Source organism: Legionella pneumophila subsp. pascullei (assembly GCF_900637585.1).
GTDB classification, from domain to species: domain Bacteria; phylum Pseudomonadota; class Gammaproteobacteria; order Legionellales; family Legionellaceae; genus Legionella; species Legionella pascullei.
The window spans coordinates 505,425-521,082 of the sequence record NZ_LR134380.1; the positions used below are offsets into that span (position 1 = coordinate 505,425).

Sequence of the window (15,658 nt, forward strand, 5' to 3'; positions counted from 1 at the left end):
ATTTCGAGTGTATTAGAAATTTATTTCTACTCTAACTGTCTTGACGCTTTATTAAATCATCTCTGCATTCTTATATTTTGATATAGTACACGAAAATCTCGCAAAAATATCTCTGAGCAGTATATACTTGATATATAGAATCTATTAATCATTGCATATAGAGATGGCACAACAACAGCAGCAATCCGGTTCAGATAATTCCATGGCGCCAGTGTGGATCGTCATACTGTTATTTATTACTGCTTATTTTATTTGGGCGCTGGCTCATCAGTACATTGTCAGTTTTGTATTCACTATCAATATCTGGCAAGCAAGATTAGTTAATTTGTTTTTAAATAATCAACTCCTGGCCAATCAAATTTATCTGATGCAAACGCTGGATCCTAACACGGTCAATTGGGATCAAATGGTGACTGTGATGCGTGCGGTCGGTGATTACATGCGTTACCCGGTTATTTGTATCCTGGTAGTGTTAGCCTTTGTTCTTTATAACTCAAATGTGACTTTAAAATATCGCAAAACCTATGATATGAAAAGCTTACGGGCTCAGGAGCAATTTAACTGGCCTGCCATCATGCCGATAATTAAAGAGGATCTGGTCAGTCAAGACATTAATAAAGGGCCTTGGGCCATGGCTTTAACACCCATGGAATTTGCGCGAAAATATAATTTATTGAGAAAGGATGATGCCTTACTGGATAATCCTGTGCCTGGCGAAGAGATGACAGCGGGAATTCGGCGTGGCGATGCCAAACGAGTATTTACCATGCAATTGGGTCCTTATTGGGATGGCTTTGAACGCTGCTCTCCTCAGGCTTACGCATTGTCAGCCGTATTTATGGCACGAATGAATAGAGACAGAGATGCAGCGAATAATATTCTTAAAGTTTTGGATAAAACATTTGTGGATGGAAAACCTGATTTTTCTGTTGCAAGACCCGTAATGAAAAAATACCAAAACACGGAGTTGGTACAGGAAGTAGTGGCCAAGCATGCTTATGTGCTCACTGTGATTGCTTCTTTGCTTGAAGCAGCACGAGAAGATGGTGTGGTTCCTAGCTCTGAGTTTCTGTGGCTAAAACCTGTGGATAGACGTTTATGGTATATGTTGAATTGCGTAGGCAGGCAAACTCCTTACTCTGAAGTTGCAGGTCCTTTCGCACATTGGAAAGCTGAAAAGGAAATGGGACGGCGTTCTTTGGTGCCAATGATAGATGAGGCGATTAGAGCTTTGGAAATTGCAGTAAAAGAAGTGAAATTATCACCACGTCAAATGGAGGAGTTAGAGCCATGATGCGGGGTATTGATTCTCGTCATGAATTAGATCCAACCCTTTTACTTAGGGATACACGTACCTTTACGCAACGGTTGGCCGATTTTTTTGCAGATCCGACCAATATTTCCATTGTTCTTATCTCTTTGGCAGCCGTTTCATATTATTTCTCTGAATCAGCAACATTTTTGCTGATTATGGGGGGCATATTTTTTCTTTATAGCTATACCCGAAAGCAAAAGTTGCCTTTTCGATTGCCACAAATTTCGCGCGCGAAGGATTACAACGATCTGAAACCGGGTATTAATAAACCGAATATAGCTCGAGGTATTACCTTTTTTGGTAATGACAGAAAGACCGGTGAGGAACTTTGGTTTGCTAACGATGATATGCGTACCCATGCCTTAATTTTCGGTTCAACAGGTAGTGGTAAAACAGAAACTTTGGTTTCTCTGTCATATAATGCCCTAGTACAGGGGAGTGGGTTTATTTATGTTGATGGTAAAGGAGATAACTCACTGTATGCTAAAGTATTTTCTATGGTAAGGAGTATGGGGCGAGAGGATGATTTGTTGTTAATCAACTTCATGACTGGAGCCCGTGATATTGTTGGCCCACAGGAAAAAAGACTTTCCAATACACTAAATCCATTCTGCCAAGGTTCTTCGAGCATGCTAACTCAGTTGGTAGTCAGTCTGATGGGGTCTTCAGGCCAATCCTCTGATGGTGATATGTGGAAGGGGCGGGCTATAGCTTTCGTAGAAGCATTAATGCGTTTATTGGTGTATATGCGTGATGAAGGGGCAATTCTCCTTGATGCGAATACTATTCGAAATTATTTTGATTTGCAAAGATTGGAATCTATTGTAATTGATAAAGTTTTTCCCAGAGATGATCAAGAAAGTGTCAATATTGAAACCATTCCAAAACTGGTAACGGATCCTTTAAGAAACTATTTAAATACCTTGCCTGGGTATAATAAAGAGAAAAAGGGGAAACAGGTATCACAAGTTTTGGAACAACATGGTTTTATTACCATGCAATTAGTGCGAAGTTTCTCTTCTCTGGCAGATACTTATGGCCACATTATTCGTACCAATTTAGCAGAAGTAGATTTTAAAGATGTGGTACTCAACAGACGTATATTAGTGGTTTTATTACCCGCTCTGGAAAAATCACCGGATGAATTATCTAACCTTGGCAAGATTATTGTTTCTTCTCTAAAAGCTATGATGGCTGCTGGTTTGGGTGAAGAAGTAGAAGGTGATTATCGTGATGTTATTCTAAGAAAACCCACAAATGCCCCAACTCCTTATATGTGTATTCTTGATGAGTACGGTTATTACGCAGTACAAGGTTTTGCTGTAGTGCCTGCGCAAGCTCGTTCGCTAGGGTTTTCTGCTATTTTTGCTGGACAAGATTTGCCTGCATTCCAAAAAGCATCTAAAGAAGAGGCAGCCTCTATTGGAGCAAACACAAACATTAAAATATGTATGAAACTGGAAGATCCTACCGAAACTTGGGATTTTTTCACTAAAACTGCTGGCGAAGCTTATGTTACAAAAGTGGATTCGTTTCAAACCAAAGAAACCAGCATAGCCAATAGTTATATGGATACTAAAAGCTCATCTTTTGAAAAGAGAGCTCGGGTAGATCTCCTGGATTTAAAAGAACAAACCGAAGGTGAGGCGCATATATTTTTCAAATCCAAAATTGTTCGTGCCCGCATGTTTTATGCCAATCCTAAACCAGTTAAGCAATTGAAAATTAACCAGTTTTTAAAAGTAGAGCCACCGCCGGATGATTATTTAATGAAGCTACAAAAACAATTAGCTTCTTTCCAGAGCATTCTTGAAAGTGGTGACTTGAGTATCAATAAGACAGTTGAGAATGAAGAAATCACTCTCATTAGCAAGGCATTAAAAGAATCTACTATCGTAGAGCCTATTGAACGAGGCGTTGCTGCTTTAATTGCATTTCATGGTCAAAATGAACCTGAGCCTGTGGAAGATATTGTAGAGGAAGAAGTTGAGGGGGCATTAACTATTTTCAGCAAACTACGAATTGACCCTGACGCTCCTCCAATATTAGTTGCTGACAAAGAAGCTTTTTCTGAGCCATTATTACCTATTAATGAAACAAGAAATCAAATGATAACGATTGAACGTTTGGCAGGAGCTAAAGACAAATACGCAGGGACAGTAGCTAATGAATTAATCAAAGATTTTCAAATAGCAACCAGTTATCCTCCTGAAGAAAGAGATGTGATTGATAACCAAGAACTTACTGATATTATAAGAGATTTATCAGCTAAAATTTCAGCAGAACGCGAGAAAGCCAATAAAAAAGCTGCAGAGGAATTAACATGACAGTTAACCGAAAATTGTCTTAGAAATGGCGTAATCTTGGATATGAAAAGAGTTCTTTTTTAAGATGCTCTACGTTTAATAACCTGAGTAGTGATATTATTTCTTTAGAATTTTATTTATCAATTTGATTACTTGTATGATTTCCCTTAGGGAGAGCTTTTTGTATTCTGCATTTACAGGGTAATTATCAATATATGCACAGCCTAATTTGGCATATGTTGATTTGTCTTAATTAGTCAACCCCATCTTAAATAAATAAATTATTTAAAAAAATGGTAATTTTATTAAATTCATTGTAACGTAATGATTTGTATGTTTTTATTATCAAATGGAATGTTTGAGATAGTTAGACATAGATAACACAATTAGTCTATTTTCAAAGATGGGGATAACAGGTGAGATCACTTCGTACTAACTACATCTATGTATTGTTTAAAACAACTGGATTATTTTTCTTATTATTTCTGAGTGCTTGTCATCGTTCTGGTTATATCCCTGAGAATGAAGTACCCAAATTACCATGCCGTGTTGATGGCGCATGTGATGCAACAATAATAAAAATGATGACTGATTTGAATAAAAAAGGGATTAAAGTTGCATCAGTAGGTCAAAATTATTTAATTAGTATACCTGCAAGCGCTTTGTTTGCTGATCAATCTCCTCGGTTACATTGGGCTTCCTATAGCCTTTTAAATGAGATCGCAACGTTTCTTAAACAATTTCGTAAAATTGCAATAACGGTAACCAGTTACAGTAGTAAATACGTGTCGGTAAAAAGAGAGAGAGCTTTGACGTTGGCGAGATCAAGAGTTGTGAGTGAATATCTATGGTCTCAGGGGGTTGATAGCAGAATCATCTTTACACAAGGGTTAGGTAGTGATAAACCTATAACTAGTTATACTCTTGGTGGTGATAGATCACCCAATGCCAGGGTGGAGATTACATTTAGGCGAGCTGTGGCATAATTGAGGTAAAAATGAGTCGAGAAACATGGGCTTTAATAAAACGAAATAAGAATTTTAATGTCCATATTTACAGACGTGGCTTAACACTGCTAATTCTTTCTCTTGGATTGAATTGTGGGTTATCTGGGTTGATTTATTATGTTCATATGCATGAACCTGAGCGAGACTTTTATGCAACCAGCGGCATAACTCCTCCTATACAGCTTAAGCCCATGTCGACTCCTAATATGTCATCTCAGGCATTGCTCCCGCCGGATCCGCCAGATGACGATTCACAAAGGATTATACCGCAATAATTTTAGAGGATATTATGGCTGAAGATGCCTTAACTGTAGTTGCCTTAAGAAATAAGTTTTATAAAGATAGCCAACGCAAAGTTATATTGGCGTTATTGATTGCTATTCTGGTAAATGTGGTCTTGGCGTCACTTGTCGTCTATATGATTACTCATCCCCCCGCTCCAAAGTACTTTGCAACAAGTATTAACGGGCGTATTACCCCTTTATTTCCTTTGGATGAACCAAACCAATCGGACTCAGCTGTACTGCAGTGGGCCAATCAGGCAGCAATTGCAGCATTTACGTATAATTTCGTAAATTATCGCGATGAGTTACAGGCTTCCTCCGGCTTTTTTACGGCGGAAGGTTGGGATCAATTTTTAGGTGCATTAGAGCAATCCAATAACCTTGATGCGGTTAAAGCGAAAAAGTTGGTTGTTTCAGCGGTAGCAACTCGAGCTCCTATCATTTTGCAAAAAGGAGTGCTCAATGGTAGGTATTCCTGGAGAGTACAGATGCCAATATTAGTGACCTATCAAAGCGCCAGTGAATTTACACAACAAAATAACGTAGTAACGATGCTGATAACCAGAGTTTCAACGTTGAATTCACCTAGAGGAATAGGTATTTCACAATTTGTTGTTGGACCTGCCAGCGGTGGGGTATCCTAGTGATGAAGAAACATTATCAATTATGTAAATATTGTTTGGTGATTAGTTTGACATTCAGTATGTCATGCAGTGTCTATGCAGCTGATCAATCAGATGATGCTCAGCAAGCGCTGCAGCAACTGCGTATGCTACAGCAGAAATTATCACAAAACCCTGCTCCTGATGTACAGTTAGGAACCGGTGATGGGGGTGATAATGCTGCTTCTGATGGAACACAACAGTCTAATCAAGCTGGGCAAACTAATACTCCTGCCGCAAATCAAACAGCAAATGCGGGCGGTGAGGGTCAGATAATTAGTCAAGATGATGCCGAGGTTATTGATAAAAAGGCCTTTAAGGATATGACACGTAATTTATATCCTTTAAATCCTGAGCAAGTGGTCCGATTAAAACAGATCTATGAAACTTCTGAGTATGCGAAAGCTGCAACGCCAGGCACTCCACCTAAACCTACTGCGACATCACAATTTGTTAATTTGTCTCCAGGCTCAACACCACCAGTAATAAGATTATCACAAGGTTTTGTGTCTTCTTTAGTGTTCCTGGATTCAACAGGAGCTCCCTGGCCTATTGCTGCATATGATTTGGGAGATCCTTCTTCATTTAATATTCAATGGGATAAAACCAGCAATACTTTAATGATTCAAGCTACGAAGCTATATAACTATGGTAATTTGGCAGTAAGGTTAAGAGGATTAAATACTCCTGTAATGCTTACTCTTATACCCGGACAGAAAGCGGTGGATTATCGAGTAGATTTGCGAGTTCAAGGTTATGGCCCCAACGCTAAAAGTATGCCAACCGAAGAAGGCATCCCTCCATCAGCCAATGATTTACTTCTTCATGTGTTAGAAGGTGTTCCTCCACCTGGAAGTAGGCGTCTGGTGGTTAGTGGCGGAGATGCTCGAGCCTGGTTATCTAATGAAAAAATGTATGTCAGAACGAATCTCACTATATTGTCGCCGGGCTGGTTAGCCAGTATGACTAGCGCAGATGGAACGCATGCTTACGAAATGCAAAAGTCTCCGGTTTTATTAGTGTCTTGGCATGGAAAAGTCATGCAACTCAAGGTAGAAGGGTTATAAGCAAATGGCGAGCAAAAAAGAAAATCTAAAATCACTGTTTTCCAATACTCGGACTCGAGTGATTATCATTTTTACAGCAACTTTATTAATTATCGCGGTAGTAATAGGTTTTTTTAAAATAAGAAGCGCTACTACCGGTTCTATTGCTGCAGCTGAAGTTTCTACTGTGCCGGGAGGAATTCAATCTATTCCAGGAGTTTTGGATCCAACTGCTCAATATGCCAAATTGCAAGAAGAACAAAATGTAACCCAAGCAGAAATTGCAGAAAAAACAGGCGGGAGCGCAATTCCAACAATTATCCGTACTCAAGCATTGGGAGAAGGAGTTGGTGTTATTGGCTCCCAAAGTGGAGTAGGTTTTGCTGCTTTGGCACAAGAAGAGTTAGGTGGCCCTCAGCGAAGTTTATGGATACAACAGTTACAGGATGGTGGTTGTAGCAAATCTGTAATTACAAAAGTGGTGAATCAGGGAGCTCAATTAACTGATTTGAAAGCTGCTTGTAGTTGTGTGCAGTTAAAAGATAGTGGGTACGGTTTGCAAGAATTAGAGCAGGTCTGTGAATGTAAAGAGTTAAAAGCTGCTGGTTATAATGCGAGGCAGTTGAAGGAGGCAGGTTATAGTGCAGGTCGACTAAGAAATTGTGGGTTTGATGCTTGTGAATTACGCAATGCAGGCTTTACAGCCCAAGAAATGAAGGATGGAGGTTTTTCAGATGGAGAATTAAAAGGAGCAGGGTTCTCTGATGCTGAAATTGCGAAAGCAAGTGGCTTACCAGATGGTATAACTGCGGATGATGTACGCAAAGCGGGATGTGGAGTTGCTGCATTGACCAAGTTACGTCAGGCAGGGGTTAGTGCATCGGCGATTAGAAAAATAAGTGGCTGTACCGCAGAGCAGTTGAAAGCAGCAGGTTATACTGCTAAAGAGTTAAAGGATGCCGGTTTCAGTGCTGCGGACTTAAAACGGGCGGGCTTTTCTGCTGCGGAATTAAAAGATGCTGGATTTACTGCAAGGGATTTGCTAAATGCAGGATTTACACCGGCCGATCTTGCTAAAGCAGGCTTTTCTGCTGCTCAAATTAAGGCTGCTCAGGCAGAGCTTCCTCCTGGAATTACTCCACAAGATGTTAAGAATGCCGGTTGTGATGTGGAGGCTTTGAAAAAGGAAAGGGAAGCAGGGGTTAGTGCTGCCTTAATCAGACAATACGCAGGATGTAGCGCACAAGCCCTGAAAGCTGCCGGATTTACTGATGCGGATTTGGCGAACGCAGGATTTACTCCAGCTCAAATCAGCGCAGCGACTCCTGTGAGTGATGCGGACATAAAGGCTGCTGGCTGCGATCCTGAGAAATTGAAAAAATTATTATCTGCAGGTGTATCTGCCAAACGTATTAAAGAACTCAATGGGTGCAGTGCGCAAGCATTAAAAGATGCAGGGTATGATGCACAATCCTTGCTTGATGCAGGATTTACACCTCAAGAATTACTAGCAGCAGGATTTACACCAAAGCAGTTAGAAGATGCTGGGCTAAATCCTGCATCCATTATTGCAGATGGGCGTGTTGCAGATTGTAGTGTGGAGTCATTAAAAAAAGCGAGGGCAGCCGGTGTTAGTGCTTTGACAATAAAGCAAACATTAGGATGTTCTGCAGCCGCATTGAAAGCAGCAGGCTATACTGCAAAAGAGCTGAAAGATGCCGGGTTTACTGCAGCTGAGTTAAAAGCGGCCGGTTTTAGTGCTAAAGACTTAAAAGACGCCGGTTTTACAGCAAAGGAATTGCGTGATGCGGGATTCTCCGCTCAGGAATTAAAAGATGCTGGTTTTAGCGCAAAAGATCTAAAAGACGCTGGTTTTTCTGCTGCAGAATTAAAAGCAGCTGGATTTACAGCAGCACAGCTCAAGGCCGCTGGGTTTTCTGCAAAAGATCTAAAAGATGCTGGTTTTTCTGCCGCAGAGTTAAAAGCAGCAGGATTTGACGCAAAAGAATTGAAAGATGCTGGTTTTTCTGCTGCAGAATTAAAAGCAGCCGGATTTAGCGCAAAAGAATTGAAAGATGCTGGTTTTAGTGCCTCGGATTTGAAAAACGCAGGGTTTAGTGCCTCAGAATTAAAGAATGCTGGATATTCTGCCGACGAGCTAAAAAAAGCAGGATATACCTCAGCTGAACTGAGAAATGCTGGTTTTTCTCCACAAGAGTCAGCTGTTGCGGGATTACAAGGTCCTGATTTACAACAACTCGACTCAAGCATTACAGGAATTCCCTCAATTCCTGGTGCAACTCCAAGGGCCACAACCAGCGATGCGGCTTCTAGTGCTGAGCAACTTCAGGCTATTTTGCAAAAGCAAAATGAGCAATTGGCTGAACAAAAATATCAGCAAGAAATTCAACAAAGAACTTCTGACATGCTCACGGCAGCGACTCAGTTGGTTCAAGACTGGAAGCAAGTTGAAACCCAGGTGTATACAGAAGGTACAGAAGAAACAAAGACCTCCGGTGGTGAAAGCTCGGTTCCAGGAACAGGCACAGGTGCAAATAATCAGCCAGTAGAGCAAGGCGCAAGTGGTGCTCAGAATCAGGCTATTATCAAAACAGGTGATATTATGTTTGCGGTTCTTGATACCTCTGTAAATAGTGATGAACCTGGCCCAATATTGGCAACTATTGTTACTGGCAAGCTAAAAGGCTCAAAATTAATAGGAAGCTTTAACTTACCGTCTAATGCGGACAAGATGGTGATTACTTTTAATACAATGTCAATTCCAGGAGCAGATAAAACTATATCAATCTCAGCTTATGCAATTGATCCAAATACAGCAAGAACAGCCTTATCCAGTAGAACCAATCATCACTATTTAATGCGGTATGGTTCTTTATTTGCTTCATCCTTCTTACAAGGATTTGGAAATGCCTTCCAGTCAGCAAACACAACAATCACCATTGGTGGTACTGGTGGTGGCAATAATATTACTGTAGCCAATGGTGTTGGTCGCTCAACATTGGAAAATGCAGTTATAGGATTGGCTACCGTTGGAAAGGCATGGAGTCAACAGGCGCAACAATTGTTTAATACACCAACAACTGTGGAAGTTTATTCTGGTACAGGTTTGGGTATTTTATTTACCCAGGATGTTACAACAATTTAATTTGATGGCGGATAATGATGGCAGAGCACGATCAAAATAATGATGAATATAAATTTGCAGAACTTGATTCATACGATATGGATCAGGCGGGTGAATCGGATCTCGACTCACAAGCTTCGTTTCAATCGGGAAAAGAAGGATTGACAAAGAAAAAGGATATTAAACGAAACGCTCTCATTGCTATTGGGGTGGTTATTTTTATAATGGTTATGTATAAAATTATTGGTTGGATGTTTTTCTCTGATAAATCCAAACAAGTAACCTCACAACCGGCTATTCCCCCAGTGACGCAGGTAGCAACGCCCCAGCCTGTACAAACAATACCAACAACAACTCCCATACAACAAGTTCAACCTACTACTATTGTTGAGGATGACTCGGATCTAAAGAAAAAAGTTTCAGCAATAGAAATGACACAACAGAGTCTTCGTTCTGAGGTCACTGCACTTAGTGAACAAATCAATGCAGTCAACAATAACATTAAAAATTTAAACGCTCAAATTGTAAATCTGAATCAAATTATTGGTAATATGTCAAATCAAATAGCAAGACAATCAGAAGTTATTAATGTCTTAATGGTACGCACAACACCTAAGAAAGTTGTAAAAATATCTCGACCCACAGTTGCAGCAAGAGTTATTTATTATATACAAGCAGTAATTCCAGGTCGGGCTTGGCTAATTGGCTCAAATGGTTCTACACTTACTGTTAGAGAGGGATCAAAAATTCCCGGATATGGAATAGTTAAATTAATTGATTCTTTACAAGGTCGTATTTTAACAAGTTCTGGACAAGTGATTAAGTTTAGTCAAGAAGATAGTTGAGGCGTATATGGCTGATCCGACTTGTACTGGCGGCACAGTATCATGCTGGATAGTGAGTCAAGCTAACATATTAGCTAATGTTGCTAATCAGTTGGAGCCTGTTCAAAGGCTGATTACTGGAGGCGCTTATTTGATTGGGTGTGCTTTTATATTTAAGGCAATTTATAGCTTAAAGGTTTATGGAGAAGCCAGAACGATGATGTCGAGTAATACGAGCATCAAAGAACCAGTGATGTATTTATTGGTAGGTGCATTGCTTATCTATTTCCCATCACTGGTCTCATCCGTACTGCAAACAACATTTGGTTATAGTAGTCCACTGGCCTATTCAGGAGGTGTGAGTAGTGGAAGTGATACTATCACTGCCTTATTTGGTAGTGGCAGTCTTGTAGGAAGACCTTTGGTGATGATTATCCGGGTTATTGGTTTAATTGCATTTGTAAGAGGGTGGGTATTAATTGCGCGTTCCGCGTCGCAGGGGCAACCTCCAGGAGGTACAGGTAAAGGTTTGATTCATGTATTTGGTGGGATATTGGCAATAAATATTGTTGGTACGATTGATATGATTAACAATACTTTATATGGTACTTAAATAATTCAAAAATAGGAGAGAATTGTGAACATTAAGGTTATCCATAAATCAGGTTATAAACACTGGCTTGTAAGTGCAGTTTGTTTGGCTTTATTGACCCTAATATGTCAGGATGCTGCTGCAGGTGTATCGCTAGGTAAAATGGCATCACAAATTACGGGTTCATTTACAAGTCTTACTAAATTGATTACAGCGGGTTCTTATTTGGCTGGCTTGGGTTTTTCGATTGGTGCGATTATGAAATTTAAGCAGCATAAGGATAATCCTACTCAAATTCCAATTGGAACACCAATTGCCTTGATATTTATTGCTGCTGCATTATTGTTCCTTCCTTCTATTTTGGGAGTAGCAGGCGTAACCATGTTCGGTGGTAGTGGTGGTAAAACAGCTGGACCTACTGGAACAATATATAAGACTAATTAATCAGAGAGATTATTTATATTATTTGGGTAAAGATAATACCGCTTTACCCAATTTAATTTATAGACTTTTTATTGTGTTAAATAGTAAGTTTAAATGATTGTCTCTATTAATATGGTCAAGTATTCTTAAGCTGACTGCAGCAGTAGTTAAAGATACAACACATAATTTTTTGAAAATTGACTAAATGTGAACCAAAAATATGGCGGATAATCAGCAACGATGTGAGCTAAAACTAATTGCCTCACCAGGTTCCTGGCGTTTATATTCAGCCAGAAAAATTGATGAGCGATTTAAATCCTATGAGCAAAAAATCTTTCAGCGAGATAGGTTTACTTGCCAATTCTGCGGGTTTCAAGCGCGTTTATACCAAGACATCGTGAATCTGGATGGCGATTATACAAACAATAGGTTATCAAATTTAGTTACAGCCTGTTGCTTTTGTGCGCAATGCTTTTTTGTTGAGTCAGTAGGAGTTGGTGGTTATGGTGGAGGTACTTTGATCTACCTGCCAGAATTAACCCAGGCTGAGCTGAATAGCTTATGCCACGTTCTTTTTTGTGCAATTACCAATGATACTGGATATAAATCCAGTGCACAGAATATATATAGAAGTTTTAAGTTTCGTTCACAAATTGTCGAAGAAAAATTTGGTGAGGGTACAAGTGACCCCGCAATATTTGGACAATTAATGATTGATTCTGGTGTGAATAGCGAAGAAATAAGACAAAAACTGTTTAAAAATATAAGGCTATTACCTTCCAGAGCAAAATTCAGGAAACAGATAGAGAAATGGGCTGCCAGTGCTTTAGAAGAAATTGCAGATTAAACAGTAAAAGTACTATTAATAATTGAGGACAAAGGATGGCAAATTGGTCAGAATCGTTTTTTGAAGGCGTCGATACTTTCTTTGCCTGGTTAAGTACTTCTTTAAAGCAAACTACAGAGTCCTATATTGATTTGGAGACAGCAGATAGCCCTACTGTATTAGTTAATCATGATGGCTCATTGCTGTCGATATTAAAAATTGAAGGGATTACTGGATTGGCAGGCCCAGAAGAATTTGAACGACTGGTTGAGGGCTTAGCTAACTCATTTCAAGCCGCTATGGGCCGGCCTGGCCATGCACTACAAGTTTATTTCAGTCATGATAAGCAAAACATAGTAAAAATGATCAAGGATATTTATGATCCTGCGGAAGCAACAGCAAACCGTCTTGAACTTAATTTAAGAGATTTATTTGAAGAGCGGGTCAATTATTTATCGCAATATTGTGCAGAGGAGCGTGTTTATTTTGTTTTATATACGAGACCATTTAATTTAGCGAGTGACCAGTTAAAAGCTGCAAACAAAGCAAAAATGAAGATGATCAAGGATACAAAGGCTCCACCCTTTAAAAACTCACAAACGATTTTTGCGGCCGTTCCGGAAATAAGAGATACGCATGATGCTTATGTGCGCGCAATTCTTAATGATTTGGATGCCCTTAATGTGATAGCTAAGCTGCTCGAGGTACATGATGCTGTACACGCCATACGTATGACAGGTGATCCTGATTATACTGCAGATGACTGGCGAGCAACTTTACCTGGAGACAAAATCTCTGTTCGCGAACTCAATAATTTTGAGGGAGATCCTTCTGATTTATTATGGCCGCCGTTATCCAAGCAGGTTTTACCTAGAGATGCAGAGATTATTGATTTACGCACTGTCCGAGTAGGTGATAAAATTTATGCTTCAACCTATATTGATTTGTTCCCCAAGGACGTAAGACCGTTTATTAGTTTGTTTTCTCGTATTCTTCCCTCACATGTGCCATGGAAAATTTCTTTCTTACTGGAAAGCGAAGGATTAAGCACAATTAAATTGAAGGGGCTATTGGCCGCTATATTAAGCTTTAGCTCTGCACAGAACCGTTTAATTAGTGACTCGGTCAATCTGTTGAAATATATACAACTCAATACGGATGAGGCTATTGTCAGGCTACGTGTCGTTGCAACAACTTGGGCCCCTGAAGGCAATATACCTTTATTGAGACGAAGAAGTTCTGAGTTAGTAAAGGCTATTGAAGGATGGGGTTCTACTGATGTATCAGAGATTTGCGGGGATCCGTTTGCAGGCTTTGTGTCAAGCATGCTAGCTACTACTTTGAACAGTTCAGCTGTGGCATCCGTAGCTCCTTTATCAGATGTTATCTCAATGCTGCCTATTACAAGACCAGCATCTCCCTGGAAAACAGGAGCTCTGCTTTTTAGAACACCAGATGGTAAACCATGGCCGTTTCAACCAGGCTCAACGGAACAAACTACCTGGATTGATCTGGTTTACGCTCGCCCTGGTTCTGGTAAATCTGTGTTGTCAAATGCACTGAATTTAGCGCTTTGTCTGTCAGGTGGTTTAATGCGTTTGCCGCGCATAGCAATTATTGACATAGGTCCCTCAAGTAGTGGTTTGATTTCATTGCTAAAAGAGGCTCTCCCTGCATCCAAGCGTCATTTGGTCGCTTATCATAGATTAAGGATGACTCCAGATTATTCCATTAATCCGTTTGATACCCAATTGGGCTGCCGTTATCCAACTGCTTTGGAGCGGTCATTCCTGGTCAATTTCATGACCTTGCTAACTACACCATTAGGTGCTGCAAAGCCATATGACGGAATGGCCGATTTGGCTGGTATGGTGGTGGATGAATTGTATAAAAGTTTGGCAGATGAATTTAACCCGACTCCTTATGCTCCAGGAATAGAGGAATTTATCGATAGCATTCTGGAGGAAATAGGTTTTGTGCGAGATGCCAAATCCACTTGGTGGGAAGTTACTGACGCGCTCTATTCAGCAGGTTTTGTCCATGAAGCAATGCTGGCGCAACGATATGCAATGCCATTGTTAGCGGACGCTGCTTCTATCTGCAGAACACCCTCAATTGAGGATTTGTATGAAAAGATTACGGCTCCAACAGGTGAATCACTAATTAATGCTTTTTCAAGAATGATTTCATCGGCTGTTCGTGAATATCCTATTTTATCACGGGTTACTAGTTTTGATATTGGTGACGCAAGAGTAGTATCTCTTGATTTGGATGAAGTAGCGAAAAGCGGTGGTGATGCGGCTGATAGACAAACAGCAGTGATGTATATGTTAGCCAGATATGTATTGGCAAGACACTATTATTTAACAGAAGAAAGCTTGAATAATGTACCAGAACAATATAAAGAGTATCACAAACAGAGAGTATTAGAGATTCGAGAAGATCATAAGCGTATTGTTTATGATGAATTCCACCGCACGGCAAAATCGTCTGCTGTTCGTGAGCAAGTTATTATTGACATGCGTGAAGGGCGAAAATGGAAAGTGCAAATTTCTTTATTATCACAAGCAGTGGATGATTTTGATCCGGTAATGATTGATTTTGCTACCGCTATTTATGTTATGGACGCAGGGCCATCTCAGGCAGTTGAGAAAACCAGCCAAATTTTTGGACTTTCTGAAACAGCCAAGATCGCTTTACGTACTCGAGTTCATGGTCCTAGACAGGGTGGAGCTACTTTCCTTGCTCAATTTGCTACTAAAACAGGAATCAACGTACAATTACTGACCTTAACATTGGGGCCGGTCGAACTATGGGCCTTTAGTACTACTGCAGAAGATGCCACAGTAAGGAATCTTTTGTATAGGCATCTGGGACCAAGCGAGGCTCGACGGCTTTTAGCCGCACTGTTTCCAAATGGTACGGTAACTAAAGAATTGGAGGCTCGCCTCGCAAGTATGAAACAAAAAGTTGGATTAATTGAGGACGATGAGAGAGAGGGGATGATTAACCAATTGGTGAATGATATTCTTGAGGCTTATTCAAAAGATCCCAATGTGAAAAGCTTGCCTGCAAAAGTGGGTTGAAGCGGGTAAGATTTTTATTAGTATGTCACAATGCCCTTATTTTCTGGGTACTAATGCTTGGATATTTCCTGCTTAATTGATCTCGATTAAATTGTATTCTTGCTTATTCAATTGAGAGAGATTCTAGCGATTTATATCAATC

The 15,658-nt window shown here is 40.0% G+C and carries 12 protein-coding genes; all 12 read left to right on the plus strand.

Annotated elements, in window-relative coordinates:
• The first annotated feature begins 163 nt into the window (after positions 1–163).
• The 12 genes from icmP (at position 164) to icmB (ending at position 15,516) form a co-directional block, all read left to right on the plus strand.
• Positions 164–1,294, plus strand: a complete 1,131-nt coding sequence (gene icmP / locus EL201_RS02350; protein WP_027223518.1) for a type IVB secretion system coupling complex protein DotM/IcmP — start codon at positions 164–166, stop codon at positions 1,292–1,294.
• A complete protein-coding gene (gene icmO, locus EL201_RS02355; RefSeq protein ID WP_027223519.1) occupies positions 1,291–3,642 on the plus strand; it encodes a type IVB secretion system protein IcmO/DotL in 2,352 nt (783 codons plus the stop codon). Before icmP ends, icmO begins: the two co-directional genes overlap by 4 nt.
• A 395-nt stretch (positions 3,643–4,037) precedes the next feature.
• Positions 4,038–4,607: a type IVB secretion system protein IcmN/DotK gene (icmN, locus tag EL201_RS02360; protein ID WP_027223520.1), complete on the plus strand. Its 570-nt coding sequence runs from the start codon at positions 4,038–4,040 to the stop codon at positions 4,605–4,607.
• Between the two features lie 11 nt (positions 4,608–4,618).
• Positions 4,619–4,903 (plus strand): type IVB secretion system protein IcmM/DotJ, encoded by a 285-nt coding sequence (icmM, locus tag EL201_RS02365; protein WP_027223521.1) that lies wholly within the window; start codon positions 4,619–4,621, stop codon positions 4,901–4,903.
• 14 nt (positions 4,904–4,917) lie between these two features.
• The gene (locus EL201_RS02370; protein ID WP_027223522.1) at positions 4,918–5,556 is read left to right on the plus strand and encodes a type IVB secretion system apparatus protein IcmL/DotI; all 639 of its coding nucleotides are present in this window, start codon (positions 4,918–4,920) and stop codon (positions 5,554–5,556) included.
• Between the two features lie 2 nt (positions 5,557–5,558).
• Positions 5,559–6,641: a type IVB secretion system protein IcmK/DotH gene (gene icmK / locus EL201_RS02375; protein ID WP_027223523.1), complete on the plus strand. Its 1,083-nt coding sequence runs from the start codon at positions 5,559–5,561 to the stop codon at positions 6,639–6,641.
• 4 nt (positions 6,642–6,645) lie between these two features.
• Positions 6,646–9,786, plus strand: a complete 3,141-nt coding sequence (gene dotG, locus EL201_RS02380) for a type IVB secretion system protein DotG/IcmE (protein ID WP_027223524.1) — start codon at positions 6,646–6,648, stop codon at positions 9,784–9,786.
• A 14-nt stretch (positions 9,787–9,800) separates the two neighbouring features.
• Entirely contained in the window at positions 9,801–10,610 is an 810-nt protein-coding gene (gene icmG / locus EL201_RS02385) for a type IVB secretion system protein IcmG/DotF (RefSeq protein WP_027223525.1), read from the plus strand.
• 7 nt (positions 10,611–10,617) lie between these two features.
• Complete coding sequence (icmC, locus tag EL201_RS02390) at positions 10,618–11,202, plus strand: type IVB secretion system protein IcmC/DotE (protein ID WP_027223526.1); 585 nt, start codon at positions 10,618–10,620, stop codon at positions 11,200–11,202.
• A gap of 24 nt (positions 11,203–11,226) precedes the next feature.
• Positions 11,227–11,625 carry a type IVB secretion system protein IcmD/DotP gene (gene icmD / locus EL201_RS02395; RefSeq protein WP_027223527.1) on the plus strand — a complete coding sequence of 133 codons (399 nt, stop codon included), beginning with the start codon at positions 11,227–11,229 and terminating at the stop codon, positions 11,623–11,625.
• Positions 11,626–11,824: 199 nt separating this feature from the next.
• Positions 11,825–12,451, plus strand: a complete 627-nt coding sequence (gene icmJ, locus EL201_RS02400) for a type IVB secretion system protein IcmJDotN (RefSeq protein WP_027223528.1) — start codon at positions 11,825–11,827, stop codon at positions 12,449–12,451.
• Positions 12,452–12,486: 35 nt separating this feature from the next.
• Positions 12,487–15,516, plus strand: coding sequence for a type IVB secretion system protein IcmB/DotO (icmB, locus tag EL201_RS02405; RefSeq protein WP_027223529.1), 3,030 nt, complete (start codon positions 12,487–12,489; stop codon positions 15,514–15,516).
• The last annotated feature ends 142 nt before the right edge of the window (positions 15,517–15,658 follow it).

What these genes read in the sequence shown, in the direction of transcription:
- icmP (WP_027223518.1), top strand. Translation starts at nt 164, where the DNA reads ATGGCACAACAACAGCAGCAATCCGGTTCAGATAATTCCATGGCGCCA.
- icmO (WP_027223519.1), top strand. Translation starts at nt 1,291, where the DNA reads ATGATGCGGGGTATTGATTCTCGTCATGAATTAGATCCAACCCTTTTA.
- icmM (WP_027223521.1), top strand. Translation starts at nt 4,619, where the DNA reads ATGAGTCGAGAAACATGGGCTTTAATAAAACGAAATAAGAATTTTAAT.
- EL201_RS02370 (WP_027223522.1), top strand. Translation starts at nt 4,918, where the DNA reads ATGGCTGAAGATGCCTTAACTGTAGTTGCCTTAAGAAATAAGTTTTAT.
- icmK (WP_027223523.1), top strand. Translation starts at nt 5,559, where the DNA reads ATGAAGAAACATTATCAATTATGTAAATATTGTTTGGTGATTAGTTTG.
- dotG (WP_027223524.1), top strand. Translation starts at nt 6,646, where the DNA reads ATGGCGAGCAAAAAAGAAAATCTAAAATCACTGTTTTCCAATACTCGG.
- icmG (WP_027223525.1), top strand. Translation starts at nt 9,801, where the DNA reads ATGATGGCAGAGCACGATCAAAATAATGATGAATATAAATTTGCAGAA.
- icmC (WP_027223526.1), top strand. Translation starts at nt 10,618, where the DNA reads ATGGCTGATCCGACTTGTACTGGCGGCACAGTATCATGCTGGATAGTG.
- icmJ (WP_027223528.1), top strand. Translation starts at nt 11,825, where the DNA reads ATGGCGGATAATCAGCAACGATGTGAGCTAAAACTAATTGCCTCACCA.
- icmB (WP_027223529.1), top strand. Translation starts at nt 12,487, where the DNA reads ATGGCAAATTGGTCAGAATCGTTTTTTGAAGGCGTCGATACTTTCTTT.